General features: G+C 71.6%; 20 protein-coding genes and 1 pseudogene. 5 read left to right on the forward strand and 16 right to left on the reverse strand.

Annotated elements, in window-relative coordinates; translation table 11 throughout:
• A pseudogene (locus tag ITI46_RS19820) lies at window positions 1–251 on the reverse strand (hypothetical protein); the annotation flags it as partial.
• 80 nt (window positions 252–331) lie between these two features.
• Between ITI46_RS19820 and ITI46_RS19825 the strand changes: the two are divergent.
• Window positions 332–817, forward strand: coding sequence for a phosphatase domain-containing protein (locus tag ITI46_RS19825; RefSeq protein ID WP_209241031.1), 486 nt, complete (start codon window positions 332–334; stop codon window positions 815–817).
• Window positions 818–1,021: 204 nt separating this feature from the next.
• Window positions 1,022–2,404: an erythromycin esterase family protein gene (locus ITI46_RS19830; protein ID WP_209241014.1), complete on the forward strand. Its 1,383-nt coding sequence runs from the start codon at window positions 1,022–1,024 to the stop codon at window positions 2,402–2,404.
• A 22-nt stretch (window positions 2,405–2,426) separates the two neighbouring features.
• Here the strand turns inward: ITI46_RS19830 and cydC are convergent, their stop codons facing one another.
• Genes cydC through ITI46_RS19850 form a run of 4 tightly spaced genes read right to left on the reverse strand, consistent with a single transcriptional unit; the run spans window position 2,427 to window position 8,217 of the window.
• Window positions 2,427–4,202, reverse strand: a complete 1,776-nt coding sequence (cydC, locus tag ITI46_RS19835; protein ID WP_209241015.1) for a thiol reductant ABC exporter subunit CydC — start codon at window positions 4,200–4,202, stop codon at window positions 2,427–2,429.
• A complete protein-coding gene (gene cydD, locus ITI46_RS19840; RefSeq protein ID WP_209241016.1) occupies window positions 4,199–5,890 on the reverse strand; it encodes a thiol reductant ABC exporter subunit CydD in 1,692 nt (563 codons plus the stop codon). Before cydD ends, cydC begins: the two co-directional genes overlap by 4 nt.
• A gap of 28 nt (window positions 5,891–5,918) precedes the next feature.
• Complete coding sequence (gene cydB / locus ITI46_RS19845) at window positions 5,919–6,965, reverse strand: cytochrome d ubiquinol oxidase subunit II (protein ID WP_209241017.1); 1,047 nt, start codon at window positions 6,963–6,965, stop codon at window positions 5,919–5,921.
• A 31-nt stretch (window positions 6,966–6,996) separates the two neighbouring features.
• Window positions 6,997–8,217 carry a cytochrome ubiquinol oxidase subunit I gene (locus ITI46_RS19850; RefSeq protein WP_209241018.1) on the reverse strand — a complete coding sequence of 407 codons (1,221 nt, stop codon included), beginning with the start codon at window positions 8,215–8,217 and terminating at the stop codon, window positions 6,997–6,999.
• Window positions 8,218–8,441: 224 nt separating this feature from the next.
• On the opposite strand from ITI46_RS19850, the gene ITI46_RS19855 reads away from it, so the two are divergent.
• Window positions 8,442–9,350: a LysR family transcriptional regulator gene (locus ITI46_RS19855; RefSeq protein ID WP_209241019.1), complete on the forward strand. Its 909-nt coding sequence runs from the start codon at window positions 8,442–8,444 to the stop codon at window positions 9,348–9,350.
• A 46-nt stretch (window positions 9,351–9,396) separates the two neighbouring features.
• Here ITI46_RS19855 and ITI46_RS19860 read toward each other — a convergent pair whose 3' ends face one another.
• A complete protein-coding gene (locus tag ITI46_RS19860) occupies window positions 9,397–10,773 on the reverse strand; it encodes a B12-binding domain-containing radical SAM protein (RefSeq protein WP_209241020.1) in 1,377 nt (458 codons plus the stop codon).
• A 247-nt stretch (window positions 10,774–11,020) separates the two neighbouring features.
• On the opposite strand from ITI46_RS19860, the gene bla reads away from it, so the two are divergent.
• Window positions 11,021–11,968 carry a class A beta-lactamase gene (gene bla, locus ITI46_RS19865; RefSeq protein ID WP_209241021.1) on the forward strand — a complete coding sequence of 316 codons (948 nt, stop codon included), beginning with the start codon at window positions 11,021–11,023 and terminating at the stop codon, window positions 11,966–11,968.
• Here bla and ITI46_RS19870 read toward each other — a convergent pair.
• The 10 genes from ITI46_RS19870 to ITI46_RS19915 all read right to left on the reverse strand — a co-directional run bounded on the left by ITI46_RS19870 (window position 11,961) and on the right by ITI46_RS19915 (window position 24,258).
• The gene (locus ITI46_RS19870; protein WP_209241022.1) at window positions 11,961–13,556 is read right to left on the reverse strand and encodes an FAD-dependent oxidoreductase; all 1,596 of its coding nucleotides are present in this window, start codon (window positions 13,554–13,556) and stop codon (window positions 11,961–11,963) included. The genes bla and ITI46_RS19870 overlap by 8 nt on opposite strands.
• Entirely contained in the window at window positions 13,553–15,496 is a 1,944-nt protein-coding gene (gene shc, locus ITI46_RS19875) for a squalene--hopene cyclase (protein ID WP_209241023.1), read from the reverse strand. The genes ITI46_RS19870 and shc overlap by 4 nt, the downstream gene beginning before the upstream one ends.
• A complete protein-coding gene (locus ITI46_RS19880; protein WP_307808245.1) occupies window positions 15,493–15,945 on the reverse strand; it encodes a DUF2834 domain-containing protein in 453 nt (150 codons plus the stop codon). The genes shc and ITI46_RS19880 overlap by 4 nt, the downstream gene beginning before the upstream one ends.
• The gene (locus ITI46_RS19885) at window positions 15,942–17,519 is read right to left on the reverse strand and encodes a flavin-containing monooxygenase (protein WP_209241024.1); all 1,578 of its coding nucleotides are present in this window, start codon (window positions 17,517–17,519) and stop codon (window positions 15,942–15,944) included. The genes ITI46_RS19880 and ITI46_RS19885 overlap by 4 nt, the downstream gene beginning before the upstream one ends.
• Window positions 17,516–18,412 (reverse strand): 1,4-dihydroxy-2-naphthoate polyprenyltransferase, encoded by an 897-nt coding sequence (locus ITI46_RS19890; RefSeq protein WP_209241025.1) that lies wholly within the window; start codon window positions 18,410–18,412, stop codon window positions 17,516–17,518. The genes ITI46_RS19885 and ITI46_RS19890 overlap by 4 nt, the downstream gene beginning before the upstream one ends.
• Window positions 18,406–19,116 carry a bifunctional 2-polyprenyl-6-hydroxyphenol methylase/3-demethylubiquinol 3-O-methyltransferase UbiG gene (gene ubiG, locus ITI46_RS19895; protein ID WP_209241026.1) on the reverse strand — a complete coding sequence of 237 codons (711 nt, stop codon included), beginning with the start codon at window positions 19,114–19,116 and terminating at the stop codon, window positions 18,406–18,408. The genes ITI46_RS19890 and ubiG overlap by 7 nt, the downstream gene beginning before the upstream one ends.
• Before the next feature lie 29 nt (window positions 19,117–19,145).
• Window positions 19,146–20,207, reverse strand: coding sequence for an LLM class flavin-dependent oxidoreductase (locus ITI46_RS19900; RefSeq protein ID WP_209241027.1), 1,062 nt, complete (start codon window positions 20,205–20,207; stop codon window positions 19,146–19,148).
• A gap of 102 nt (window positions 20,208–20,309) precedes the next feature.
• Window positions 20,310–21,647, reverse strand: coding sequence for a kynureninase (gene kynU / locus ITI46_RS19905; protein WP_307808247.1), 1,338 nt, complete (start codon window positions 21,645–21,647; stop codon window positions 20,310–20,312).
• A gap of 20 nt (window positions 21,648–21,667) precedes the next feature.
• A complete protein-coding gene (locus tag ITI46_RS19910) occupies window positions 21,668–22,531 on the reverse strand; it encodes an alpha/beta hydrolase (RefSeq protein ID WP_209241028.1) in 864 nt (287 codons plus the stop codon).
• On the reverse strand, window positions 22,528–24,258 hold the full coding sequence (locus tag ITI46_RS19915) for a polyprenyl synthetase family protein (protein WP_209241029.1): 1,731 nt from the start codon (window positions 24,256–24,258) through the stop codon (window positions 22,528–22,530). Before ITI46_RS19915 ends, ITI46_RS19910 begins: the two co-directional genes overlap by 4 nt.
• 250 nt (window positions 24,259–24,508) lie before the next feature.
• On the opposite strand from ITI46_RS19915, the gene ITI46_RS19920 reads away from it, so the two are divergent.
• On the forward strand, window positions 24,509–25,891 hold the full coding sequence (locus ITI46_RS19920) for a cytochrome P450 (protein ID WP_209241030.1): 1,383 nt from the start codon (window positions 24,509–24,511) through the stop codon (window positions 25,889–25,891).
• Window positions 25,892–25,940 lie beyond the last annotated feature (49 nt).

Below are 25,940 nucleotides of genomic sequence, written 5' to 3' on the forward strand. Positions count from 1 at the left end.
GCGGCGGGGCGGGGTCGCTGCCAGGTGTCGTCCGGTGACAGGAGTGGCGCCTTGCGTTGTGTCTGTGCCCGGATCTCGTGGTGTGCCTCGTGCGCCGTGATGCGGAAGCCCTCCTCGAAGGACGCCAGAGCGGAGCTCATGGCGCCGCCTGCCGGCCCCCGGCGGCGGATGTGGGACGCCAGCCAGGTGAACGAGCCCAGAACCGCGGCCAGCACGGCGAAAACGACTAAGAACGGCAGCAGCGCATCCATGGGCCGACCCTACGTTGGCGTTCGATCGGGTGGCTTCGCATCCGGTGCGAGAGAATGGCCGGGAGGGAAGCGAGGTGGCGATGGCTCTGCGGGCGCCCTGGGCGGTGTTCGATCTGGACGGGACGCTGGCCGATGTCCGGCACCGGCTTCCCCTCCTCCAGCAGCGCCCCCGGGACTGGGAGGCTTTCTTCAGCGCCGCGGTGGATGACCCGCCCCTGCCGAAGGGCATCGCCTTGGCGATCGAGACGGCCGGCCAGTGCGCGCTCGCGTACGTCACCGGGCGGCCGGAACGCTGCCGGGCCGACACCGAGGACTGGCTGACGAGCCACGGGCTGCCCGTCGGGCGGCTCCTGATGCGGGCGGACGAGGACCGACGCCCCGCGCGCATCACCAAGCTGGAGTTGCTGCAACGGCTGGCCCGGGAGCGCCCGGTGGCGCTGGTGGTCGATGATGACGAGCAGGTCAACGCCGCGTACGAGCGCGCGGGCTTCCGGGTGCGGCGGGCCGACTGGATGACGGCTCCGGCGGTACTGCAGGCCGTCCAGGAGCGGGAGGGACGGACATGAGCCGGGGGCCGCAGGCGCTGTGGGGGCCGCATACGCCGCGTACGCCAGGTAAGCCACCTGTGCCACGTGCACCACGGGACTGAGGCTCGGCCTGGCGCCGGGCGCTGACCGTGCGCGTGACTGGGCGCGGGCGCATGCTGGGAGTCTCCGCCCGGCCGGGCGGAGCAGTGGCCCGCCTGCCCCGCGCAGCGAGGAGGTTCCCCGATGGCAGCGACAGCTGACGGTGGCGCTCCCAGGACGCTCGACCGGATCCGGGCGGACGCGCTGCCGCTGACAGGTGCGGATTCGCTCGATCCGCTGCTGGATCACATCGGCGACGCCCGCTATGTGCTGGTGGGGGAGGCGTCCCACGGCACCACCGGCTTCTACCGGTGGCGCGCGCTGCTCACCCGCCGCCTGATCGAGGAGAAGGGGTTCTCCTTCGTGGCCGTCGAGGGGGACTGGCCGGACTGCCAGGCGCTGCACTGCGCCGTCACGGCCGCGCCCGGAGCCCCTTCGGACCCCGTCGAGGTCCTGGAGAACTTCGACCGGTGGCCGACGTGGATGTGGGCCAACGCCGAGGTGGCGACGTTCAGCCGCTGGCTCCGCGACTACAACACGACCGTGAGGCCGGCCCAGCCGGTGGGGTTCTTCGGCCTCGATGTGTACTCGCTGTGGGAGTCGCTGCGGGCGGTCCTCGCCCATCTGCAGGAACACGTGCCCGACCAGGTCGAGGCGGCGCTGGAGGCGTACCGCTGCTTCGAGCCGTACGCGGCCGACCCCGAGAGCTACGCCATGGCCACCCGCCTGGTGCCGTCCGGCTGCGAGCGGGAGGTCCTGTCCCTGCTGACCCGGCTGCGCAGCCGGGCCGGGGCGGGGCGGACCGCGGACCGGAGCCTGGCCGACTTCGCCGCCCGGCAGAACGCCGAGGTGCTGGCCGGAGCCGAGCGGTACTACCGCTCCGTGATCGGCGGCGGCTCCGAGGCGTGGAACATCCGCGACAACCACATGGCCGACACCCTCGACCGGCTGATGGAGCACCACGGCCCCGAGGCGAAGGCCGTGGTGTGGGCGCACAACACCCATGTCGGCGACGCCAGGGCGACGGACATGGCCGATGTCGGCATGGTCAACCTCGGCCAGCTGGTACGGGAGCGCCACGACGCGGAGGGCGTCATCCTGGTGGGTTTCAGCTCCTACCAGGGCTCCGTGATCGCGGCCCCGCACTGGGCCGGCCCACCGCGGGTGATGACCGTGCCGCCGGCCCGCGAAGGCAGCATCGAGCATCTGCTGCACCTGGCTCTCGCGGACCGTCCCCTCACGGAGCGCTCCGTCGAGGACGGGCGGGCGCTCTTCCTCCTCCCGCCGGGCCACCGCAGCGGGCTGCCGGTCGACGGCGGCTCCGAGTGGCTGTGGCGGCAGCTGGAACACCGGGCCGTCGGCGTGGTCTACGACCCTCGCCGGGAAAGGTGGGGCAACTACGTCCCCACCGTGCTGGGGGAGCGCTACGACGCCCTCCTCCACCTCGACCACTCCGAGGCCCTCACCCCGCTGCCGTCCGCACCCGTCGGCGAAGGCGAGGAGGCGACCTGGCCCAGCGGGGTCTAGCGGACCGGATCAGAGCGCCGGATCAGAGCGCTGGATCAACGTGCTGTGGCGGTACGGCCGCCTGGGTGCCGTCGATACCGCCACGCGCCGCGGAACGGATCCGGCCGCGGCCGAGGGTCACGACCCGGTCGGCCGCGGCGAGGCCCGACCGCTCGTGGGTGACCAGAAGCGTGGTGCGGCCTCGGGTCGCGTCGAGGATGTCGGCGAGCACGGCGGCCGCGGTGTCCGGGTCGAGTCCCTCGGTGGGCTCGTCCAGCACGAGGACGGGCGGGTCGGCGAGCAGCGCCCGCGCCAGCAGCAGGCGTTGCCGCTGGCCGCCGGAGACCGTGGCGCCGTCCCCGCCGAGGAGAGTCTCCCAGCCGTCCGGCAGCGACTCGATCCACTCCAGGATCCGGGCTCTGCCGGCCGCTTCGCGCAGCTCGGCCTCGGTGGCGCCGGGGCGGGCCAGCAGCAGATTGGCGCGGATCGTGGTGTGGAACAGGTGCGCGTCCTGGGTCATGCCGGTGATCACGCGGCGGACGTCGGAGCCCGTGCAGTCGCGGAGTTCGCGCATCTCCCGGCCGCCGACGCGGATACTGCCGGCTTCGTACGGTACGAACCGCATCAGCGCCGCGATCAGTGTGGACTTGCCCGACCCGCTGGCGCCGCGGAGTACGACCCGGCGCCCGGGTGGCAGTCGCAGACTCACCCCGTCCAGAGCCGGAGGGGCGTCGGGACGGTGGCGGACCCGCAGCTCGCTGATCTCCGCACCGAGCGGCTCGTCGGCCGTGAGCGGGGCCGCGACGGCCGGGTCGGAGACCGGAGGCGGCGCATCGAGGAGGTCGGCCAGCCGGCGTGCGGAGGCCCGGACTTCGGTGAGGCGGCGGGCGGCGGCGGGCAGTGGGGTGAGGGCTTCGAAGGAGATCAGCGCGAGCACCGCGAGGACGGTGAGATGCACGGCGGGGAGCGCTCCGGCCGCGTGCGCGCGGAGCGCGAGCCAGGTGACGCCGACCGTCGCCCCGCCCTGGAGCAGCAGCACAACGCCCGAAGCGAGCGACGTGGCCAGGGCCTTGCGGCGCTCCAGCGCGGCGATCCGGGCCGAGGCCAGGCGAGCCCGCGCCCGGGCGCGGCCACCGGCGGCGTACGCGGCGAGGTCGGCCGCCCCCAGGGTCAGGTCCACGGTGAGCGCGGCGAGTTCGGCGCGCGCCGCCTTCTCAGCGCGGCCTTCGCGGCGGGACAGCAGGAGTGCCGAACCGGGCACGACGAGCCCCGCCACGCACAGCAGCAGCCCGAGCACGACGCCGGCCTGCGGCAGTAGCACGGTGGCCGTCCCAGTGGCGGCAGCGGCGACCGCGCAGGCGGCCGTGACGGGGATCAGGACGCGCAGCAGCAGGTCCTGGGCAGCGTCGACGTCGTCCACGAGACGGGTCAGCAGATCGCCGCTGCGGAAGGCGGGGGTGCCTGCCGGGGCGAGCGGCACCAGTGCCTCGTACACCCGGGTGCGGAAGCCCGCGACGGCGCGCAGCACGGCGTCGTGCCCGAGGAGCCGGTCGGCGTAGCGCAGCGCTCCGCGCCCCAGTGCCAGGGCCCGTACCGCCACGATCGCGACGCTCACTGAGGCCAGTGGCGGCTGCTGCGCTGCGCGGCTGATCAGCCAGGCGGCCGTGGCCATCAGCCCGGCGGCGGCGAGTTCGCTGCCCGCAGCGGCGAGCGCGGCCGGTACCAGCCTCCGCCAGTACGGCAGCAGGCAGCGCAGCAGGCGAACGGTGGGCCGGCGCACGAGCCCTCGGAAGCCCTCGACTGGGGCGGTGCGGATCACGGGGCCACCAGCCCTTCCGTGTACGCCGGTCGGAGGAGGGCGGGGCTGCCCGGGTGCAGGGTGACGATCCGGTCGGCGTGTGGCAGCAGGCTCGTCCGGTGTGCGACCACGAGCGAGGTACGGCCGCGCATCAGCTCGGCCGTGGCGCGCGTGACGGCGGCCTCGCTCTCGGGGTCGAGATGTGCGGTCGGCTCGTCGAGCAGCAGCACGGGGGCGTCCTTGAGGAACGCGCGGGCCAGCGCGACGCGTTGCCGCTGGCCCGCGGAGAGTCCGGCGCCGTGCTCGCCGAGCACGGTGTCGTACGCCTGGGGCAGCTCCTCGATGAAGAGGTCGGCCGCGGCGGCGCGGGCCGCCCGGCGTACCTCGGCGTCGCTCGCCTCGGGTCGGCCGAGGCGGATGTTGTCCGCGACGGACTCCGCGAACAGGTGCGGGCGCTGCGGCACCCACGCCACCTGGGCGCGCCACGCCTCGAGGTCGAGGCTTGCGAGGTCGGTGCCGCCGACCGTGACCCGGCCCGAGCAGGGAGGCACGAAACCGAGCAGCAGCGACAGCAGCGTGGACTTGCCGGCGCCGCTCGGGCCGACCAGCGCCACGTGCTCGCCCGGCCGGAGGCAGAGCGAGACGTCGCGGAGGGCGGGCGCGGGGCGGCCCGGGAAGTGGACGGTGACCCCGTCGAGGCGCAGCTGCGCCGTGCGGGCGTCGGGCGGCGGGGCCGCGCGGCCGGTCCGCTCCGGGCGTGTGCCGTGGTCGTCGAGGACGGCGAAGACCCGCTCGGCAACCGCGAGGCCCTCCGCGCTGTCGTGGAACGCCGCGCTCGCGGCGCGCAGCGGCAGATACGCCTCGGGCGCCAGGAACAGCACGGTCAGCGCCGTGCGCAGGTCCGTCTCTCCGCCGAGCAGCCGCAGCCCGACCGGGACGGCGACCAGCGCCACGGAGAGGGTGGCGACCGTCTCCAGTACGAAGGAGGTGAGGAACGCCACCCGCAGGGTCCGCATGGTGGCCCGCCGGTGGGCGTCCGCCATCCGCCCCACCACACGGACCTGGTGCCGCGCGCGGCCGAACGCGCGCAGTGTCGGCAAGCCGGCCACCACGTCCAGGAAGTGGCCGCCCAGCTGCGCCAGCAACCGCCACTGCCGGGCGGTGCGAGCCGCGGTGTGCATGCCGACCAGCGCTCCGAACACCGGGATCAGCGGCAGCGTCACGAGCACGATCAGCGCCGAGGTCCAGTCGGTCCACAGCAGCCAGGCGACGACCCCGAGCGGTACCACGACAGCGGCGATCGTGGTGGGCAGATAGCCCACCACGTACGGGTCCAGCGCTTCGAGTCCGCGGCTGCACAGCGTCACCGTTTCGCCGTGACGGCGGGCCGCAGGGCGCAGCGGCCCGTTATGCCGCAGCCTGCCGGTCATCCGGTCCCGCAGCGTGCGCTTGGCCTCGGTCGCGGCGCGCTGTGCCAGCACTCCGCGGGCCCAGGCCAGCAGGGCACGCGCCGTCAGCACGGCGCTCAGCGCTGTCAGCGGTGTGGTGCGGATCCCGCGTCCGGCGAAGCCGTCTGCCAGGACTGCCGCCAGCAGGCCCGCCTGGGCGACGACGAGCCCGGCGCCCAGCAGCACCAGCGCGCCGGAGCAGGTCATATGGCGCCGCAGCACCGGGAGTTCGCGTATCAGTCGGCGTTCCACCGGCTTCATCCTGGGTCCCTCTCGTCGCTGCCGCGGGTCAGAAGTAGCTGGGGTGACGGCGGCCCGTCCGCCCCCGGAAGGCCCACCAGCTCCATGTCTGGTACGCGAGGATCACCGGGATCAGCACGACCCCGAACGCGGTCAGGATCTTCAAGGTGGCGCCGTCCGTGACGGCCTGCCGCACCGTCAGCCCCGCGCCCGATGAGCTGGCCAGGACGTACGGGTAGTGCCCGGCCCCGACGAGCAGCACGGGCAGCACGGTCGCGCAGCAGGTGGCCGCGAACGCCCGTCCGTGCCGTTCCCGGGACAGCCACCACCAGGCACCGGCCAGCGCCGCGGCGAACAGGGCGGCGAGCAGCGCCGAGGTGACACCGTTCCGCATCGGGGCACCCGCCCCCAGGAGAGTCAGCAGCAGCGTGAGGGCTCCGGCGGCGCCGGCCGCGCGCAGCAGTGCTGTGCCCGACCGCCGGGCAGCGGAGGCGAGTTCGGGCGCCGAGCGCAGCGCGAGGAAGACCGCACCGTGCGCCGCGAAGAGCAGCGCCGTCGTCACCCCGCAGGCCAGCACGAACGGCGAGAGCACCTCGCCGAATCCGATGTGGAAGCTCCCGTCGGGCCTGCGGGGGACGCCGTGCAGCAGCAGGCCGAGGACGAGCCCCCAGCACACCGCCGGCAGCCCGCCGCCGAGCACGATCAGCGCGTCCCACCGGCGGCGGCCCCGGGCGCTGTGGGCGCGGCCACGCAGCTGGACCGCGGCGTTGCCCAGCACCAGACCGGCGAGGATCGCCACGATCAGCGGATACAGACCGGACAGGAGGCTGCCTTCCAAGTGCGGAAAGGCCCCGAACAGCACGCCCGTGAAGGCGACCAGCCAGACCTCGTTGCCCAGGAAGAACGGGGCGATGGCGGCCAGCGCGGCGTTCCGGCCGACGGGCTCGGCCGCCTCCCGGGCACCGCGGCTCCCGTCGGCTCCGCTGCGGCCGAGGAAGGGATGGAGCATCTGCACGCCGTAGTCGTAGCCGCCCAGCACGAAGTACCCGGCGAGGAGCAGGCCGAGCAGGGCCAGCCAGAGGCTTTCCAGGCTCATCTTGATCAACTCTCTGTGAGTGCGGGGGCGTTCAGAACGCGGCCGTGGCGGGGCGCGGCTCTTCGGTGAGCGGTTCGGTCGCGCCGAACTGGATGCCGTAGGGGCCGCGCCGGGCGAAGCGGGTGAGCAAGGTCCAGTTCACCGCCGCCAGCGCCACGAAGATGGCGATGAACGCCGAGCACGACACGGCCAGCGAGCCCCGGCTGACGTGGGAGAGCGCGTCGTCCACCGTCAACTCGCCGTAGATGAGCCAGGGTTGCCGCCCCACCTCCCGGAGGACCCAGCCGCCCGCGGAGGCGATGAAGGGGAAGGGGATCAGCGCGGTCATCAGGTAGGCGAGCGGGCGCCACCGCACCAGCAGGTCCTTCCACAGCAGGAAGACGGCGACGAACGTGATGGTGGACACCGTGTTGCCGGTGATCGTCATCACGTCCGTCGAGACCCGCAGCAGGCCGTGCCAGGGAAGGTGGCTCTCCTCGAGGGCGGCCAGTTTCCCCGGCTGCGTGCGCTCGATCAGCGGGAACTGCAGGTCGCCGACGATGATGACGAAGAAGGAGGCGAGCATCGCCACCCAGAGCCCGAGGCGCAGCGAGCCGCGGAACAGGTCGGTCTCCTCGGTGCGCCGGGCGAGGTGGAAGGTGCTGACCCCGGTGACCAGGACGCCGCCCGTCGTCAGCGCGGCCAGCGTCAGATGGCCGAGCGCGAGCAGCGCGCTGGGGTTGGTGAGCAGCGCTCCGAAGTCGGTCAGGTATGCGGCCCCGTCGCGCACTTCGTAGCCGACGGGGTGCTGCATGAAGCCGTTCGCGACCAGGATCCAGTACCCGGACGCGTACGCGGTCAGCGCGACGAGCCAGATGAGGGTGACATGCACTCCGCTGCGCAGCCGCCCCCAGCCGAAGATCCACATGCCGAGAAAGGTGGACTCGGCGAAGAAGGCGATGAGGGTCTCCAGCGCCAGCGGGGCGCCGAAGACATTGCCGGCGAACTTGCTCAGGCCGCTCCAGCTGAGCCCGAACTGGAACTCCATGACCAGGCCGGTCACGATGCCGACCGCGTAGTTGATGACGTAGAGCTGGCCCCAGAAGCGGGTCATACGCTCCCGGACGGCTCTCTTGGCGGGATCACTGGTGCACGCGGCCCTGGTGTGCATGATCGCCACCAGCGGGACGAGTCCCATGGTGAGAATCACGAACAGCCAGTGGATGCCGGTCGTGGCCGCGAACTGGAGTCGGGCCAGATCCGCAGCGCTCATGGTGCGGCCTTCCTGGGGGACGGGCGGCCGGGCGGCGGGCATCGGCCGACGGATGCGGGTGGATCCGGGGTGCTCGCTCGGCGTGTGCAGCCGCGGGCGCCGTTGCTTCGACCGGCGCGGTGACCCCGTGCTGGAGACGGTAGAGAGAATTGCTCATGCATTCCAAGACCGGTTTTGCTATGTGAAGATGATCCCGAAGGCATAAGCAGAAGGGGGGAGGGGCCATGGATCTGCTGCAGTTGCGCTACTACCAGGCCGTCGCCCGCTACGAGCACATCAGCCGGGCCGCGGAGGAGCTGCGCGTCGCCCAGCCCTCGCTCAGCCGCGCCATCGCGCGCCTGGAGGCCGAGCTGGGCACCCCGCTCTTCGACCGGCAGGGCCGCCGCATCCGGCTCAACCAGTACGGCGCGATGTTCCTGCGCCACGTCGACCGTGCGCTGAGCGAGCTGGACGACGGCCGCAGGGCCGTCCGTGAGGGCCGGGACACCGGCCTGGGCCGGGTCGGTGTCGCCTCGGAGACGCTGCTGACCATCACCCATCTCCTCGGCAGCTTCCGCGCCGCCTACCCGCGTGCCGACGTCCGGCTCTTCCAGTCGAACGCGGAGGAGATGGGACGCCAACTGCGCGCCCGCGAGGTCGACTTCTGCGTGGCCTCGCAGCCGCTGACCGGTACGAACCTGGAGTCCGTCGAGCTCGCCCGGGAAGAGGTGCTGCTGGCGGTTCCGCCCGGGCACCGGCTCGATGGGCGGGAGAGCGTGACCATCCCCGAGCTCGCCGACGAGCCCTTCGTCACCACGCGCCGCGGCAACTGGCAGCGCGCCCTCCTCGACCGGCTGTTCGCGGCGGAGGGGCTCACCCCGCAGCTGTCCTGCGAGGGGGACGAACCAGGTGCCAGCCAGGACATGATCAGCGCAGGGCTCGGCATCGGCTTCATCCCCGCGATGTCCCGCCAGGTGGGTACGGACTCACACGTCCCTGTCGCCTGGGTACGCGTGGACGCGCCCGACTGCCACCGGGTGGTCACCCTGGTGTGGAACCGGGAGAGCTATCTGTCCGAGGCGGCGCTGAAATTCCGTGAGTTCACCACCAGCAAGCCCTTCATGGCGCACCGCCTGCCCCATCTGCGCCGCTGAGCCCGCCAGGGCCTGTCCTGGTGGGCCCAACCTCCGGCCGGCTCCGTCAGCGCCGGCCCCCGAACGCGGCGAGAGTGCGTTCCAGCACGGGCAGGGCGCGTACGACCTTGCGGCTGCGGATCAGCGCGTCCCAGGCCGGTTCGAACTTCTTCCAGCCGCCCGCGTATGCCAGATGCCGCAGCCGTTCGTGCCCGCCGGGCTGGGCGGCGGCGCCCCGCCAGATGTTCCGCCAGCGGTAGAAGTCGCGGTACGCACGCCAGTAGCCGTCCTCCAGCTGGCGGGCCGTCATACCGCACGGCCGGAAGACGACGTGCCGGGTGTCGTACAGATCCCAGTCCTGGTGGAGTATCCGGTCCTCGGCAGCCAGTTGCCGCCACAGTCCGGTGGAGGGGTACGGGGTCATGATGTGGAAGGTGGCCGTCTCGATACCCTGCTCCACGGCCCACTCGACGGTGCGGTCGAAGACGTCGGGGCCGTCCTGGTCCAGTCCGAAGACGAAGCTGGCGTTGACCATGACGCCCGCGTCGTGGAGGCGGCGCACGGCGGCGGAGTAGTCGCGGCCGATGTTCTGGTCCTTGCGGCGCTCGGCGAGATTGGCGTCATTGACCGTCTCGAACCCGACGAAGAGGCTGCGCAGCCCGGCAGCCTGCGCCCGCTCCAGCAGATCCGGCTCCAGTACGGACTTCACAGTGGCGGCCGCCTGCCACAGCCTGCCCATTCCCGCCATGCCGTCGAACAGCGCGGTGGCGAACCGGCGGTTGCCGAGCAGGTGGTCGTCCAGGAAGTACAGATGCCGCCCCGGCAGCCGCTCGATCTCGGCGAGCGCGTCGTCCACGGCCTGCGTGTAGAAGGACTTGCCGCCGGTGAAGAAGGCGTCCTTGTAGCAGAAGTCGCAGTGGTGCGGGCAGCCGCGCGAGACCACCAGGGAGTTGGGCACCAGATACCGCTCCCGCTTGATCAGGTCGCGCCGTACCGGAGGCAGCCCCGCCAGCGTCCGCTGCGGCCCCGAGTCGTACCGCCGCGCGGGGACGCCGTCCCGGAACTCCTTCAGGAACCGCGGCCAGGCGTCCTCGCCAGGACCGGTGAAGACGGTGTCGGCGTGCGCGGCGGCCTCGTCGGGCAGCGAGGTGACGTGCAGCCCGCCCATCGCCACATGGACCCCGCGGGCCCGGAAATGGTCGGCTATCTCGTACGAGCGCCGCGCCGAGGTGATGTACGGCTGCAGAACGAGCAGGTCAGGGGTGGGCAAGGCGGCGAGGTCGAGCCGCTCGACGTGCTCGTCGTACAGCTCCACCTCGTCGTCCGGGTCGAGATAGCCGGCCAGGGTGGCCAGGCCGAGGGGCGGGAAGAGGGAGTATTTGATCGGCCGGAACAGCGGACTGGTCGCCTCTGTCAGTGCGGGCAGGATCATCGTGACGCGCATACTCCAGGGACAACTCCGGTCACCGTCCCGGTTCCGGGCGGGGCGAGGCGCCGCCCCATCCGGCAGGAGGAGGCCGCCCTTATGATCGTCAGCCGGCGGCTGGAGTGCTCGACGTGCCGTACGCCCAGCCGTTCCAGCCGCCGGATGCGCTACGACAGAGGGCTGGCCCGTGCCGTGCCGGGACGCTGGGCGGCACGGCCGAACCGGCGGTCCTTCATGGCGAAACCGACCTGCTGGAGCCTGCCGGATGCCCTACCGAACGTACCCCCAACCACCCTCCCGCCGTGCGCTGTTGGCGGCTGCCGCTCTGCTGCCGCTGGCGGGATGTGACACCGGCGGCCGCCGGGCTCCCGCTCCCTCCCCGGCGCGCGATCGCCGCTCCGCTGCCGCGCCGTCCGTGTCGCGGCGGCACCGTGCGCGATTCGCCGCGCTCGAGCGCAAGTACGGCGCCCGGCTGGGCGTGTACGCCGTGGCAACCGGGAGTGGCGGTGCCACGGTGGCGTACCGTGCGGACGAGCGGTTCGCGTTCTGCTCCACATTCAAGGCGTTTGCCGCGGCGGCCGTCCTGCACCACAACCCCCTCGGGCACCTGGACAAGCGGGTCCGGTACAGCGCGGCGGACGTCGACTCCATCTCGCCGGTCACCGAGAAACACATCGGGACCGGAATGACCATCAAGCAGCTGTGCGACGCCGCCGTCCGCTACAGCGACGGCACCGCCGGCAATCTGCTGATGCGCGACATCGGCGGTCCGAAAGAACTGACCGCCTATCTGCGCGGACTCGGCGACAAGGTCAGCCGAATGGACAACTACGAGCCCGAGTTGAACAGGGACCGGCCGCGGGACCCGCGCGACACCACCACGCCCGAGGCGATCGCCACCGACCTCCGCACGCTCGTGCTGGGTGACGCGCTGCCCGGCGACAAACGGGCCCTGCTCAAGGGCTGGCTCCTGAGCAACACCACCACCGTGGGCAAGAAGCGCATCCGGGCCGGAGTCCCCCGGGGCTGGACGGTGGCCGACAAGACCGGAACCGGCAACTGGGGGCGGGCCAACGACATCGCGGTCGTGTGGCCGCCCGGCAGCGACCCGCTGGTGATGGCCGTCCTGTCCGACCGGCCCGGACACGACTCCTCGCCCAAGGACGCCCTGATCGCCGAGGCGACCGAGCAGATCGTGAGCGCCCTCAGGTGAATTCCGGTGGTCTTCCGGCCCTGTGCCTGGCCTCGGCCTCCGCCCCGGCCGCGCTCGAGTCACCGCCCTCCACACCTGCCTCTCCGCCTCTCACGCCTGCCTCTCCGCCCTTCTGACCGGCGCCCGCGGTGCCGACCCCTCCGCTGACGACGCCCGCTGTCGCTGCCCGCCGGCGCCGGGTCAGCAGCCGGACGGTCGCGGCGAGCGGAGTGAGCGCCGTCCGCAGACAGCGGGCGGCCTGCGGGCTGACCGTACCGATCCGGCGCACCGGCACCGGCGGCGCCGCGGGCCGCAGCACCCGGCGTACCGACTCGGCGGCGGTCAGCCCCGACCGCACCGCGCTCTCCATCCCGGCCACGCCGGGCGGGGCGGCGCAGTAGTCGCCGGCCAGGTGCAGGTTGGCCAGCGCGGTGGTGCTCTCCGGCCGGTGCCGCGCTGAGCCGGGGCCGGGCGCGAAGAACGGTTCGGCGTAGTGGGGCTGATAGCAGACGTGCTCGATGTCGTCCCGGCTCAGCGTCGGCAGATAGGACCTCAGCTCGGCGACCAGCACCTCGACCGCTTCCCTCTCGGGCAGCTCGGCGAGCCGCGCGACCCGGCCGACCACGCAGTTGAGGAGGCTGGTGCGGTGCCCCTCCCACACCTGACCGACGTCCACGAGAGTGAGGGCATGGGGCGACCCGACCAGGCGTACATGCTCGTCGGGCAGTCCTGGCAGGCGCCGTCGCAGATACAGATGCAGCGCCCCGAGCGGGCGGGAGCGCAACTTCTCCACGCCGTGTGCGGGCCGCAGCGCGCCGGTGACGGCCGGGCCGAGCCCGCGGACCGCGCCGTGCGGGATCGCCAACACCACGTGACCGGTGATGTCCTCCTCCGTCACGGTGTCGCCGTCGCGCAGTGTGAGAGCGCCGAGCCGGTCGCCCTCCACCCGGGCTGCCAGCAGTTCGGTGCCGGTGCGGATCCCGACCCCGTCGGCCGCCAGCCGCTGCTGGAAGGGGCCGATGAACCACTGTTCGAGGTCGCCCCTCGGCATCCGCACCCGCCCGGGGTGGCGGGCGAACGCGGCGATGCTGCCCCGGAAGCCCGCTGCCGACACGGCGTGGCTCTCCGCCGCGCTGGACGCCACGAACAGGTGCTCGACGTCGGCGATCGCCGCCTCGGTCAGATACCAGCGGCTGCGCAGGAAGTCGTGCAGGGACTCGTCCCGCGCCTCGTAGCGCTGCGCGAGCAGATCGACGACCCCGTAGTGGAACAGCAGCCGGTCGGCGACCGGGGTGACCGCCGACCTGAAACGGGGGAACTCACCAGGCAGCAGCTGGTGGAAGGTCTCGCACTCGCGCAGATTCCCGGAGATGCCGAGCTCATCGACCAGTTGCAGGGTGTTGCGGTACCAGGCGGGGAAGATGTGCACGCCGTGGTCCTCCACCCGGTTGTCGATCGTCCGCGAGCCGGCCATCCCGCCGAGCGCCGGTGCGGCCTCCAGCAGCCGTACCGGGATCCCGAGCCTGCGGATGTGCCACGCCGCCGTCATCCCGGCCAGGCCGCCGCCGACGACCGTCACGCCGTCCCCCGCCGGTCTCGCGCCGCTCATCGCCGCTCCGATCCGTCGACGTGCGCCAGATACCCGGCCATGGCCATGATCGGGTAGACGAGACGCAGCAGGCTGTCCCGCCAGTAGAGGCCGTCGTGGTGGACCACCCAGGTGTGCCACGGCTCCTCCCAGTCGCCGTCCGCCCGCTGGGTGCGGACCAGGAAGTCGAGCCCGGCGCGCACCGGTTCGCTCCCGGCACGTCCGGCCGCGACGAGGGCCAGCAGCGCCCAGGCGGTCTGCGACGGAGTGCTCTCGCCGGTGCCGATCCACCGCGGGTCGTGCAGCGCGCGGATGTCCTCGCCCCAACCGCCGTCGTCCTGCTGGTGCGCGACGATCCAGTCGCACGCCCGCGCCACCGCCGCGTCGGTGCCCGGGACCCCGCACGCGGTCAGTCCGGTGACCGCGGCGCTCGTACCGTGCAGGTGATAGCAGGCCCACCAGCCGGGCCACGAGCCGTCGGCGTGCTGGTTGCGGCGCAGCCACCGGATGCCGCGGCGTGCGGCGGCACCGCGCCCGCGTCCGTCGGCGCCCAGCGCTTCGAGTACATGCCCGGTGATGTCGGCCGACGGCGCCTCCAGAAAGCCGATCCGGGCCAGCGCCTCGCGGCCGGGCAGCTGCCAGCGCAGCGGTTCGAACGCGGCCCAGCCGCCGTCCTTGCCCTGCTGGGAGAGCATCCACCGGCAGGCCCGGTCGCAGGCGTCGTCGACGTCCGCGTCGCTGCCGCGCGGATAGAGACGCCGCAGCGCGGTCACCGCGAACGCGGTGTCGTCGGCGTCCGGGTTGGTGTTGTTCGTGAACTCGTACGGCCAGCCGCCGGGGACCGGGTCCTTGGTCAGCACGGCCCAGTCGCCCAGCTCGGTGACCTGGTTGCCGAGCAGCCAGCGCGCTCCGCGCCGGGCCGCTGTCCGGGTGCCGGGGTCACCTTCCATGGCGGCGGCGGACACGGCCAGTGCGGTGTCCATGACGACAGAGGTCCACATCTCCACCCGGCGCTGCCCGTCCCTGGTGACCACGTACTGGTCGAGCGCGGCCATCGCGGCCTCGATGACCGGATGGTCCTGCGGATAGCCGACCGCGCGCAGCCCCATGACCACGTTGGCGGTCTGCGGCCAGTTGCCGCCCCAGCCGCCGTCCTTCTCCTGGGTGCGGACCAGCCACTCCGCCGCCGTGCGGAGCGCCTTGCGGCGCAGCGGGCCGACCGGACGGCGGGCGTACGCGTGGCTGAGTGCGGTCGCGGCGCGTAACGCGGGCGGCCGTGGCAGCCGCCCTGCCCGGGCCCGAGGGTCGGCGAGCAGCTCCCCGATGCCGAACCCGGCGGGCGTGACCGGGCGGTGCGCCATGAAGAGGCTGTTGGCGACGACGATTCCGCGTGCCGCGGCGCCTATCTGGTAGATGTTCCCGGGGCAGCGGCTGGGCAGCAGAACGAGCTCCGGCGGGATGAGCGGGATGTCCCGCCAGGGCCACAGCCCGATCACGGCCAGCCACGCGAGCATGGTGGGGTTGTCGACCGCCTCGACACCGCCGCCGGCCCGGATCGACCGTGCGGCAGCACGCATCGCGGGCTCGTCGGGGTCGTGGCCGGCCAGCCGCAGCGCGACGTAGCAGAAGACGGAGAGCAGCAGTTCGTCCGGCCCTCGGTAGTAGGAGGCCCAGCCGCCGGTGGCCGTCTGTTCGCTGAGGATCGTCCTGGCCGCCGCGGCCGTCACGGCGTCGTCGGGCAGTTGCAGGAAATGGCGGAAGATGACTTCCCCGGACTCACCGATCAGGCTGGTCTCGAACTCGCCCTTCCAGTACCCGGCCGGGTCCTGGCGGTCCCGCAGCGCACCGCCGGCCCGGGCCAGCGCCCGGCCGACGAGCTCGGTGTTCCCGATGGCTCCGGTGTTCTGGAAAGCTTCGGTGTTCTTGCCGACTTCGGGGTTGTTGACGGCTTCGGTCGTCATCGCTGCGTCCCTCTCGTTTCTCCGCTGGTGGCCGGGCCCGTTGCCGCCGGAAGCCGCACTCGCGCGGGGTGAGGCTTCTCCCTCGCCGCCGCGATCTTCAGCTGGCGGACGAACATGAACACCGGAAAGCTCACACACAGCGCCAGCACCGGGGCGCCGACGATGTACGCCCACACGTGCCGGATGCCGAGCCGCCGCGCCTCGGCAACCATGAACGCGGCCAGCACGATCCAGACGAGCACCAGGTCCGCGTACACGAAGCGGGACGCCAGGTTCGTCGTCGCGTCGCGCAGAAAGTCCGCTACGAGACCGAGGGGCCCGCCGTCGGCGTGGTCGAGCACGTAGGTGACGGCCATCGCGCCCATGAGGAGGCAGCCGCCGACGGAGAACAGCCCGTAGCACAGGCACAGTGCGCGGTCCCGGCCCCGCGTCTCGGCGAACGGCGTCACAGCGGCCTCCTGAGCGGTTCTCCCCCGGCCGGACGGCCGACGGCCGGTGCCGGTACGCGCCCGCGCGCCCGGGTGTAGCGGTAGTCGTCGAGGTCGAAATGGCGCGCCCGCCACGCGGCCTCGTACGTCGTCGCAGGCCGCACGGCAGGCGCGTCGCCGCGGCTGTCGAAGTAGTAACTGCGGGAGCCGGTGCAGCTCCTGTCGAGGAAGACGGTGTTCCGCTGTCTGCGCAGGGTCTTGCGGAACGATCTGTCGTGCTTCTCCGGGCGGATGGCCGCTTCCGTGGCGCGCCGTCGGCGGGCCTCGCGGATCACCCGCAGGGCGTGGGTGACCTGGTAGTCGATCATGCCGAACCAGGAGCCGCCGGTGAACGAGTACGGGCCGACGATGAACCACAGGTTCGGGAAGCCCTTGACGGAACTGCCCTCGTACGTCTGAAAGCGCTCGCTCTCCCAGAACTCCTTGAGCTCACGGCCGCCGGTGCCGTGCATCGGGAACGGCGGCAGATTCTCCAGCACATGGAATCCGGTGGCCAGCACGAGCACGTCGAAGCGCTGCTCGGCCCCGTCCGCGGTACGGATACCGGTCGCGGTGATCCGCTCGACGGGCTCGGTGACGAGGTCGACGTTGTCGCGGGTGAAGGCGCGCCAGTAGCCCTTTCCGAACGACGGGCGCTTGCAGCCCAGCCGGTAGCCGGGTGTCAGCTTGCTCATCAGCTCCCGGTCGCCTCCGACCTGGCTGCGCAGATAGAGCCGGGAGAGCGCTTCTCCGGCCCGCACCAGGAAGGGGAACTGCCGGTGGTGGATCATGGCGATCACAAAGCTCAGTTCCGTCACGGTGTCCGTGAACAGCCGTAGCGTCCGCTGCGCCCACGGAGCCGCCCGGAAGACCCGGCGGACCGCCTTGGGCAGCGGCACGTCCGGCTTCGGGAACAGCCAGATGGGGGTGCGCTGATAGACGTGCAGGTGTGCAACCCGAGGGGCGATCTCCGGAACGACCTGCACTGCCGAGGCGCCGGTGCCGATCAGTCCCACCCGCCGCCCGGCAAGTTCCAGGTTCTGGTCCCAGCGCGCCGTGTGCACGACCTCGCCCGCGAAGTCGTCCAGCCCTGCTGTGCCGGGCGGCTTGGGTTTGGTGAGCCAGCCGGTGGCACAGATGACGAACCGCGCCGTCATCGAGGTGCCGTCCCGCAGGAACACCTCCCACAGATGCGCCTGCTCGTCGTACTCGGCCCGCACCACCTGCGCGTTCAGCCGCAGATGTGGGCGGAGGCCGTACTTGCGCACGCAGTGGTCGGCGTAGGACTTCAGTTCGGCGCCGGGCGGGAAGGCCCGGGACCACTCGGGGAACGGCTCGAAGGCGAAGGAGTAGCTGAACGCGCTGATGTCCACGGCGATGCCGGGATATCTGTTGGCGTGCCAGCTGCCGCCGACGCCGTCCTGCTCGTCCAGGATCGCGAAATCCTCGATGCCGGCCCGGCGCAGCCCGATACCGGCACCTATTCCGGCGAAACCGGCGCCGATCACCAGCACTTCGTGATCCGGGCGCCCGGACGCCTCATTCCGGCCGTTCACAGCGCCATCCCGGCCGCCAGCAGGCCCCCGAAAGCGAGCAGCAGCAGACAGGTGTGCTCCAGCACCGGAATCAGGTCGCTGCCGCGCGCTCCGGCCAGCACCCTGCGCACCGGGACCAGGGCAAAGGGAACGGCGCCGAGCACGAGCAGCGCCCAGGGCCGGGCGAAGGCGAGCAGCTGTCCGGCCGCGAAGGCACAGCAGATGCGGCTCACGAAGATCTGCCGGGTCTGCCGGTCGCCGAGTCGTACCGCCAGCGTGATCTTCCCGGCAGGCGCATCGGTCGGCAGATCGCGGAGGTTGTTCGTCATCAGCAGCGCCCCGGCGAGCAGCCCGATGGGCACCGCGGCGCCCAGAGCGAGCAGCGGCACCCGGCCCAGCTGGATGAAGGCCGTGGCGCAGACGGCGACGACCCCGTGGAACAGGAAGATGCTGATGTCGCCGAGCGCCCAGTAGCCGTACGGCCGCGAACCGCCGGTGTAGAACCAGCCGCCGAGCGCGCACGCGACCGTAAGCGCCAGCAGCCACCATGAGACGGTCACCGCCAGGGCCACTCCGGCCAGGGCCGCGACGGCGTACAGCGCCGCACCCATCCGGAAGACCTGCCGCGGGGACGCCTGTCCGGAGGCCACCAGCCGCACGGGGCCCACCCGGTCGTCGTCCGCGCCCCGCACCCCGTCGCTGTAGTCGTTGAAGAAGTTGGTACCGAGGACGAAACCCATCGCGAACACCAGCGTGAGGGCCGTACGCGGGCTACTGAGCGGGCCGAGCGAATGGGCGATGCCCAGTCCCACCGCGATCGGTGCGACGGTCACCGGCAGCGTCTTCAGCCGGGCGCCGACCAGCCAGATCCGTACCGTGCTGGGAGCGGCCCGCCTTTCGGGTGCTGTCACCATTTCCTCCCCGCCCCCAGATAGAGAACGGCGGTGGACTTGATACGGGTCATACGAACCTCCTCGCGTCGCCCGGCCAAATAGCCGACCCCGTCGCGGAACCGCGGGCGCAGCCCCAGCAGTTCGAGCTCCACGCCGTGCGACCGGGCGACCTGTGTCAGCCGCTTCCGGTTGACGAAGAGCCGGTGGTCGTGGGTCCCCCGGGGCGGGCGGCCCGGCAGGGGGACGTTCTCGGCGAGCGTGATGGCCACCAGCCGGGCAAGTCGGGTGTCGGCGATGGTGTCGACAATCAGCGTGCCGCCACGGCGCAGCACCCGGCACAGCTCCGACACCACGGCGAAGGGGTCGGGGACGTGCTCGAGGCACTGTCCCGCCGTGACGACGTCGAACGACGCGTCCGGGAATGGGAGCCGGGCGATATCGGCCCGGACGACCTCGTCGAAGCCGTGCCGGCGAGCTTCGTCAAGCGCCGTCGCCGACAGGTCGACGCCGAAGACGCGGTATCCCTTGCCCGCCAGATGCGGGCCGAACAGGCCGCCGCCGCAGGCGACATCGAGCAGCCGCGCCTCGGCTCGACCGGGCGCGGGAACGAACGCCGCACGGGTCCGCGCGATCCAGCCCAGCGGGGCGAGCGGTCCCCGGGGGTCCCACCACTGGCCGGCGAGACCGTCGTAATCGGTGATGAAATCGCTTCGGAGCGCTGACATGAATACCGCCCTTCGGGAGGGGGTGTGGGCTAGACCCTGCGGAGTTCCGGCATGACCTGTGTCGCGAACAATTCCAGGGACCTGCGGGCGAGTTCCGGGTCGATGTCGGAGAAGTAGAACTGGATGCTGGCCGCCTCGAAACCTCCGCACGCCGCGTGGTAGTCGAGCAGCATCCGGGTGATCTCCTTCGGGGAGCCGACGAGTGCGGAGCCGCGTTCGAGGAGCCGGTCGAAGTCGTCCTGACGCAGCTTCTCGATCATCTTCCGGTAACCGGGATAATCGGCGCTGTCGGCCCCGGTGGTCCATTCACCGGCGCCTTCCACGAGCATCCGCAGATACCGGTTGACCGGTTCACGCCCCACGCGCCGCGCGGTCTCACCGTCCGGCATGCACAACATATGGAATGCCAGCATGACCCGGCCCTCGCCGGGCCGCCCCGACTCCTTCCACGCCCTGCGGTAGACATCGAGGTTCCGGCGCAGCGAATCGGGCACCACCGGCTGCGCCATGATGCCGTAGCCGAGTTCGCCGGCCATCCGGAAACTCTCCTCGGTGGACAGGGCGGCGATCCAGAACGGCGGATGCGGGCGCTGTGTGGGCCTGGGGAGGGAGGTGGTGGGCGGGAAGCTGTGGAACGTGCCGCGGTGGGCCACTTCCTCCTCGGCCAGCAACTCCCCGATGATCCGGACGCCTTCGTCGAAACGGTCCCGGCTCTCGTTCATGTCGATGCCGAACCGCTGGAACTCGTGCGGGAGAAAGGCCCGCGCGAACCCTATTTCGGCGCGTCCCGACGAGAGCGCGTCCAGCATTCCGATCTCGCCGGCCAGCTTGAGCGGATGGTTGAAAGCGGGCAGCACGGCGCCGGTTATCAGCTTCAGCCGCCGGCTTCGCTGTGCGGCGGCCGAGAGGAAGACGATGGGGTTGGGTGAGTATCCGCCGTATCTGCGGAAGTAGTGCTCGACAATCCGTACGTGCTGGAATCCGAGCCGGTCACCGAGTTCGACGAAGTCGAGGCAGCGGGCGAAGTACTCGGCAGCGCCCCTGTCGCGTTCGTCGACGTCGGGAAAGAAGGCCAGTCCGACATCGATCATGGTGCCCTCCGTACGAGGTGGCGGTTTCTGTTCAGCTCAAGCGGGGTGTTCCGGCTCCCGCGGTCGTCCAGGTCTTCGCCGGGGTCTTCCGGCCGGGGTGTTTCAGGTGACGCGGGACACGGCGGCGGGCAGCTGCTCGTGGTGCCGGCCGCCGACGAAACTCCGCAGCCGGTCCAGTCCGTCCCACACGTCCGTGAAGCGGGTGTAGAGCGGGGCCAGCCCGATCCGCAGCCGGTCCGGGGCCCGGAAGTCGCAGATCACCCTCTCCTGCGCCCGCAGCCCCGAGCAGATGCGCGCAGCATCCGGGTGGGCCAGCGCGATGTGCGCACCACGCCGGGCCGGCTCGCGGGGAGAGGCGAGCCGGAAACCGAGCGGTGCCAGCCAAACTTCCGCCAACTCCACGGCGTACGCGCCCAGTTGCACCGACTTCTCGCGCAGCCGGGTGACCGGCACCCGCCCGGCGACATCGAGCGCCGGTTCGATCGCGGCCAGCGAGAGCAGCGGGGGAGTGCCCACCAGAAAGCGGTCGATGCCGTCGACCGGCTCGTAGGCAGGGGCCATCCGGAACTGGTCGCGCTGGCCGTACCAGCCCCAGACCGGTTGCCGCAGCTGCTGCTGGAGCTCCTTGCGTACGTAGAGGAAGGCGGGGGATCCGGGGCCGCCGTTCAGATACTTGTAGGTGGACCCCACGGCCAGCTCGGCGCCGTCCGCGCCGAGCCGCAGCGGGACGACGCCGGCCGCATGGCTGAGATCCCACAGGACGCGTGCCCCCGCCCGCACCGCGGCGTCGTTGACGGCGGCCATGTCCATCAGCGCGCCGGAGCGGTACGAGACGAGGGAGAGCACCACCAGCGCGACGTCCTGGTCGAGTGCGCGCCGCAGCACGTCCAGGTCCAGGCCCTCGTCCGGGTCGGAGGGCAGGGTCTCCAGCCGGAGCTGCCGCTGCTCGGCCAAGCCTTGAAGGATGTAGCGGTTGGTCGGGAAGTCGTCGATGTCGGCCAGGACCGTCCTGCGCCCCGGCGCGGCATCCAGCGCGGCGACGGCGAGTTTGTACAGGTTCACCGAGGTGGAGTCGGAGAGCACCACCTCGCCCGGCGCAGCGCCCAGCGTGTGGTGCGCCAGCCGGTCGCCGAGGCGCCGGGCCCAGGTGATCCAGGTCTCCCACGACTCCACCAGCCCGCTGCCCCAGCCGTCGGTCACCAGCTGCCCAAGAAAGCCCGCGGTGGCGGACGGCAGCCGGCCCAGCGAGTTGCCGTCCAGATAGATCACATCCGGGTCGGCGAAGACGAACGCGTCCCGGAACTCCCGCAGCGGGTCGGCGGCATCCAGCTCCTCGGCGGCCTCGCGCCCGGCCCCGGCCCCGGCCCCGGCACTCATGGCGTTCGCCGGAAGGGGGCCGGTGACCGTGGTGCGTGGACTGATGCCGGTTCGTGGGCGCACGGTTCCTCCTCGGTTGAGTGCTACTCATCGCCGGATACGGCTGCACGGGTCGCGGCAGCCTGGGTATGGGCCAGGACGGCCCTGCCGAGCGCCGTGCGCGGATTCCCCAGGTCGTACGGGAGGTCGAAATGGTGGCGTGCCGGGCTGACGATCTCGGTGACCGTGGTCCGCTGCCGCAGCAGCGCCGTCATGGTGTCGTGCTGCCGGATGAACTCCCCCGTCTCGCCTCCGCCGCGGGCGATGACGACCGGTGGCAGGCGCTCGGGCAGGTGATGGACCGGGCTGTTGCGCAGCGCGGCGTCGGCGTCCAGCCCGAGTGCATCGTTGACGTACGTGTGCCGCAGCGGCTCCAGGTCGTAGACGCCGCTGAGCAGCGCCGCGCTCGCGATCAGCCGCGCGGTGTCCCTGGTGAGGGCCGTTGCCACGAGATGTGCGCCCGCCGAGCTGCCGCTGAGGTGGATACGCCGCGGGTCGATCCCGAAGGCTGCGGCGTTGCGGTGGAGCCACGCGATGGCCTGGCACACCATCGTGACGATCTCATCGAGACGGTGCGCGGGCGCGAGCCCGTAGTCGAGCGCGGCGAAGGCCGTCCCCGCGGTCAGGAAGTCCGGGGCGGCGAAGGCGGAGTCCTCCTTGGTGAGCTCCTGCCAGTAGCCGCCGTGCACAAAGACCTCGACCGCCGAGCCCCGCCCGGCAACCGGGAACAGATCCAGCCGCGCCGCGGGAGATGTGCCGTAACGGAGATCGACGAGCGTGCGGTGCTCGGCGCGGGCTGCCGCACTGAGGGCGGCGTATTCGCGCAGACAGGCCCGCAGGCTCGGGACGAGAGTGCTGGGGGAGTACTCCCGGTCGAGGTCCGGGCGGCGCCGTTCGCACCGGCTCATGCGCCGACCCCGTACTCGGCGCACGCACGCTGGAACTTCTCGACGAACAGCGGGTCCAGGGCGTCCCTGCCGGGCTTGTAATGGTGGCCGAAGCGCCGGTGGTATTCCTCGAACCACTCCTTCCTGTCCGTGAGGAACAGGACGTCGTGCAGGGCCATGCGCCGTATCGCCACCAGCGGCACCGGGGAGCGGTTGACGGGGAAGCCGGGGTTTCTGGCGGACGGGTCCGCGCACAGCGGATGCAGCTGACCGACCATCATGCCCCGGCGCACCGCCGACGACTTGACCGCTCGGTGCGCCTCGTCGAGCAGCCGGCACTCGTGCGCCGCCAGATCCGGAATGCCGACGACCAGGCTCCGCAACGCCGGGTTCGAGCCCTTCCACGCGATCAGGTCGAACTCGTCCAGGGCCTGACGGATCAGCTCGGTGACGCCCGCGACGCCGGGGGCAGGACCGGCCCTGCGCGTACGGATCTCCAGCGATCCCGCACGCAGCGAGGGCGCCGCGAACGGGCAGACCGCTCCCGTTCGCCCCAGGTGCTCGTGCGGTTGGCAGATGTACTCGTCCAGCCAGTCGCGGATCAGCGTCTCCGTGCTGCGGTCCCCCGTCGTCACGTCCCCCGGTTGATGCCTGGAACGAGCCGAGTCAGGCGGCGCCTTGAGGGCGGAATGCTGGGCCAGCAGGCTGTCGATCAGGCCGCGCAGCTGACGTCCGACGCTCTCGGCGCGCCGCGCGAAGGCCGGATGGGACTCCACTGCGCGCAGGGCGTCCGCCACATGCTGCTGCGCGACCTGAGCCGCACGGCCGATGGCGCCGGACTCGTGCAGGACGGAGACGATCTCCCGGCAACTCCCGGGGGAGAGCGGCTGCTCGCGCAACAGCGGCAGCACACGGTCCGGGAAATCCTTGACGGCATAGATCACCGGCAGCGTGTAAACCCCGTTGACGAGATCCTGCGCGGCCGGTTTACCGGTGTCGGCGCCGCATATATCGAGGATGTCGTCCCAGATCTGGAACGCCATGCCGAGATTGTGTCCGAAACTCTCCAGCGCCTCCTGTGCGTTCTGGGAAGCTCCGCATTGCAGCGCGCCGAGCATGGTGGCCGTCCGCATGAGGCGCGCGGTCTTTCCCGAGACGGCGCTGAGATAGTCCTCTTCGGTGCGCAGCGGGTCATGGAGCCGGCTGGACTCGAGCATCTGCCCCACGCACACCTCGACCAGTGTTTCGGCCACGGGAAGTGCGCAGGGAATTTCGAGGGAGGCCGCCGCCTGCATACAGCGGGCCAGGAGATAGTCTCCGGTGAGCAGCGCGAGAGTGGCACCGTACTTCGCGTTCGCGGTGGGGCCGCCCCGCCTTTCCGCCGCCTCGTCGATCAGATCGTCGTGGTAAAGAGTGGCCGTGTGCAGGATTTCCACGACGGCGGCGGCGTCGATGACCCCCCGGTGCCTCGCCGCGTCTCGTCCCTCATCTCGTTCCTCATCTTGTTCCTTGTCGCGTTCCTCCTGGAGGAGATAGGACGAGAGCAGCACGAGCGTGGGCCGCAGCAGCCTCCCCGTGTGTTCCACGGCGTGCGTGACGGGCCCTGCGACCAGGGGATGAGGCGGCGTCACCAGCGTGCGCAGTCTCTCCCTCACCTGCTTCAAGTCGTCCTGCAGCTGTTCTTGAATCCGAGTGGGTCTGCCGTCGAGCGGGGATTCCGCGACGAGCAGAGCCGGAGTTTGCTCCATCGATACTTCCTTCAAGCGGCACATTGGAAGCCATTTCGCACGCTAAGAGCCCGCACCAGGGTGTGTATCGACAATTTCTCGAAAAATAAGGAGCTGCCGAGTCCGCTTGAACCGGCGCTCTCGGGTGGCCACTTGTTCAACCCGTACTCGATCGGCGTACGGCGTGATGGTGCTCGAACCGAGCCGCCGCGGCCGTGCGCGTGCTGTCCGCGAAGGCCGGCAACAGCAGAAAAGAGCAGGAGATGGTGACATGGACAGCGGGACCCGTTCCCCAGTGGCGCAGGCGCCGGGTGCGTTACCCGTCCTGGGGCATCTGCCGGCATTCTTGCGGGCACCACTGGCATTTCTGCGCGGACTGCCCGCGCACGGCCCGCTGGTGGAGATCCGGCTGGGGCGTAAACCCGTCGTGGTGGTGTGCGACCCCGAACTGACTCGTACGGTGCTGGTCCGCGACCGGGTCTTCGACAAAGGCGGCCCGCTCTTCGAGCGGCTCCGCGAAGCGGGCGGACAGGGGCTGGCCACCTGCCCGAGCGGGGAGCACCGCAGGCTGCGCCGGCTGATCCAGCCGGCCTTCCACCACAGCCGGTTCGCCGGCTACGCCGGCATCATGACCGAGCGGATCGACACCATCATCGGCGGCTGGCACGACGGCCAGACGCTCGATCTGGGCGTGGAGACCCGCAGGATCGCCGCGGATGTCGTCGTCTCCACCGTCTTCGGCACCGGTCTGAACAGCGCCGTCCACACCCGTCTGGCCACCGACTTCGACACCCTGCTGGCCGGCTTCACCCGGCACAGCCTGCTGCCGGAACCGCTGCGCAAGGTGCCCACGCCCGGCAACGTCCGCTACGAGCGGGCCACTCGCCGGGTACGCAGGACCATGAGCGACCTCACCGCCGAGTACCGCGCACACGGCAGCGCGGACGCGGAGGAAGCAAATCTGCTGTCGCTGCTCATCTCGGCCCGCGACCCGGGCAGTGACGCTCCCGCCTTGACGGACGGCGAACTCGTGGACCAGGCCGTGACCATGTACTCCGCCGGAACGGAGACGACGGCCGGCGCGCTGTGCTGGGCGCTGTATCTGGCGGCGCAGCATCCCCCGGTCGAGGAGCGGCTGATGACCGAGGTCGGCACGGTGCTGGGCGGGCGGACCGCAGGCTGGAGCGATCTGCCTCACCTCACCTACACCCGTCAGGTGCTCAACGAGGCCATCCGCATGTACCCGCCCGGCTGGATACTCACCCGGCAGACGGAGAAGGACACCCCGCTGGGCCCGCACCTCATCCGGCAGGGCACGACGATCGCGTACAGCCCTTACCTCATCAGCCATCTGCCGTCCCTCTACCGGGACCCCGAACGCTTCGACCCGGACCGCTGGGAGGCCCGAGGGGGAGAGCCGGAAGTGCCGGTGACGGTGTTCGGGGGCGGCGCCCGCAAATGCATAGGTGACGAGTTCGCCCTCGTCGAGGGCGTTCTGCTGCTCGCCTCGCTGCTCAGCCACTGGCGGCTGGACCTGCATCCCGGCAGCCTCACGCTGCCCCGCCTGCCCCAGCTCACCCTCAATCCGGGCCGGATGAAGGCCACCCTCACCGCGCGCAGCCACCATGGCCACGCATCGCTCGCGTCCCGGTGAGTGGCGCCCCTGTCCGGGGCGTGCGGGCCCCGACGGGGCGCTTCTGCCC

The organism is Streptomyces oryzae (assembly GCF_017676365.1).
Classification (GTDB): domain Bacteria; phylum Actinomycetota; class Actinomycetes; order Streptomycetales; family Streptomycetaceae; genus Streptomyces; species Streptomyces oryzae.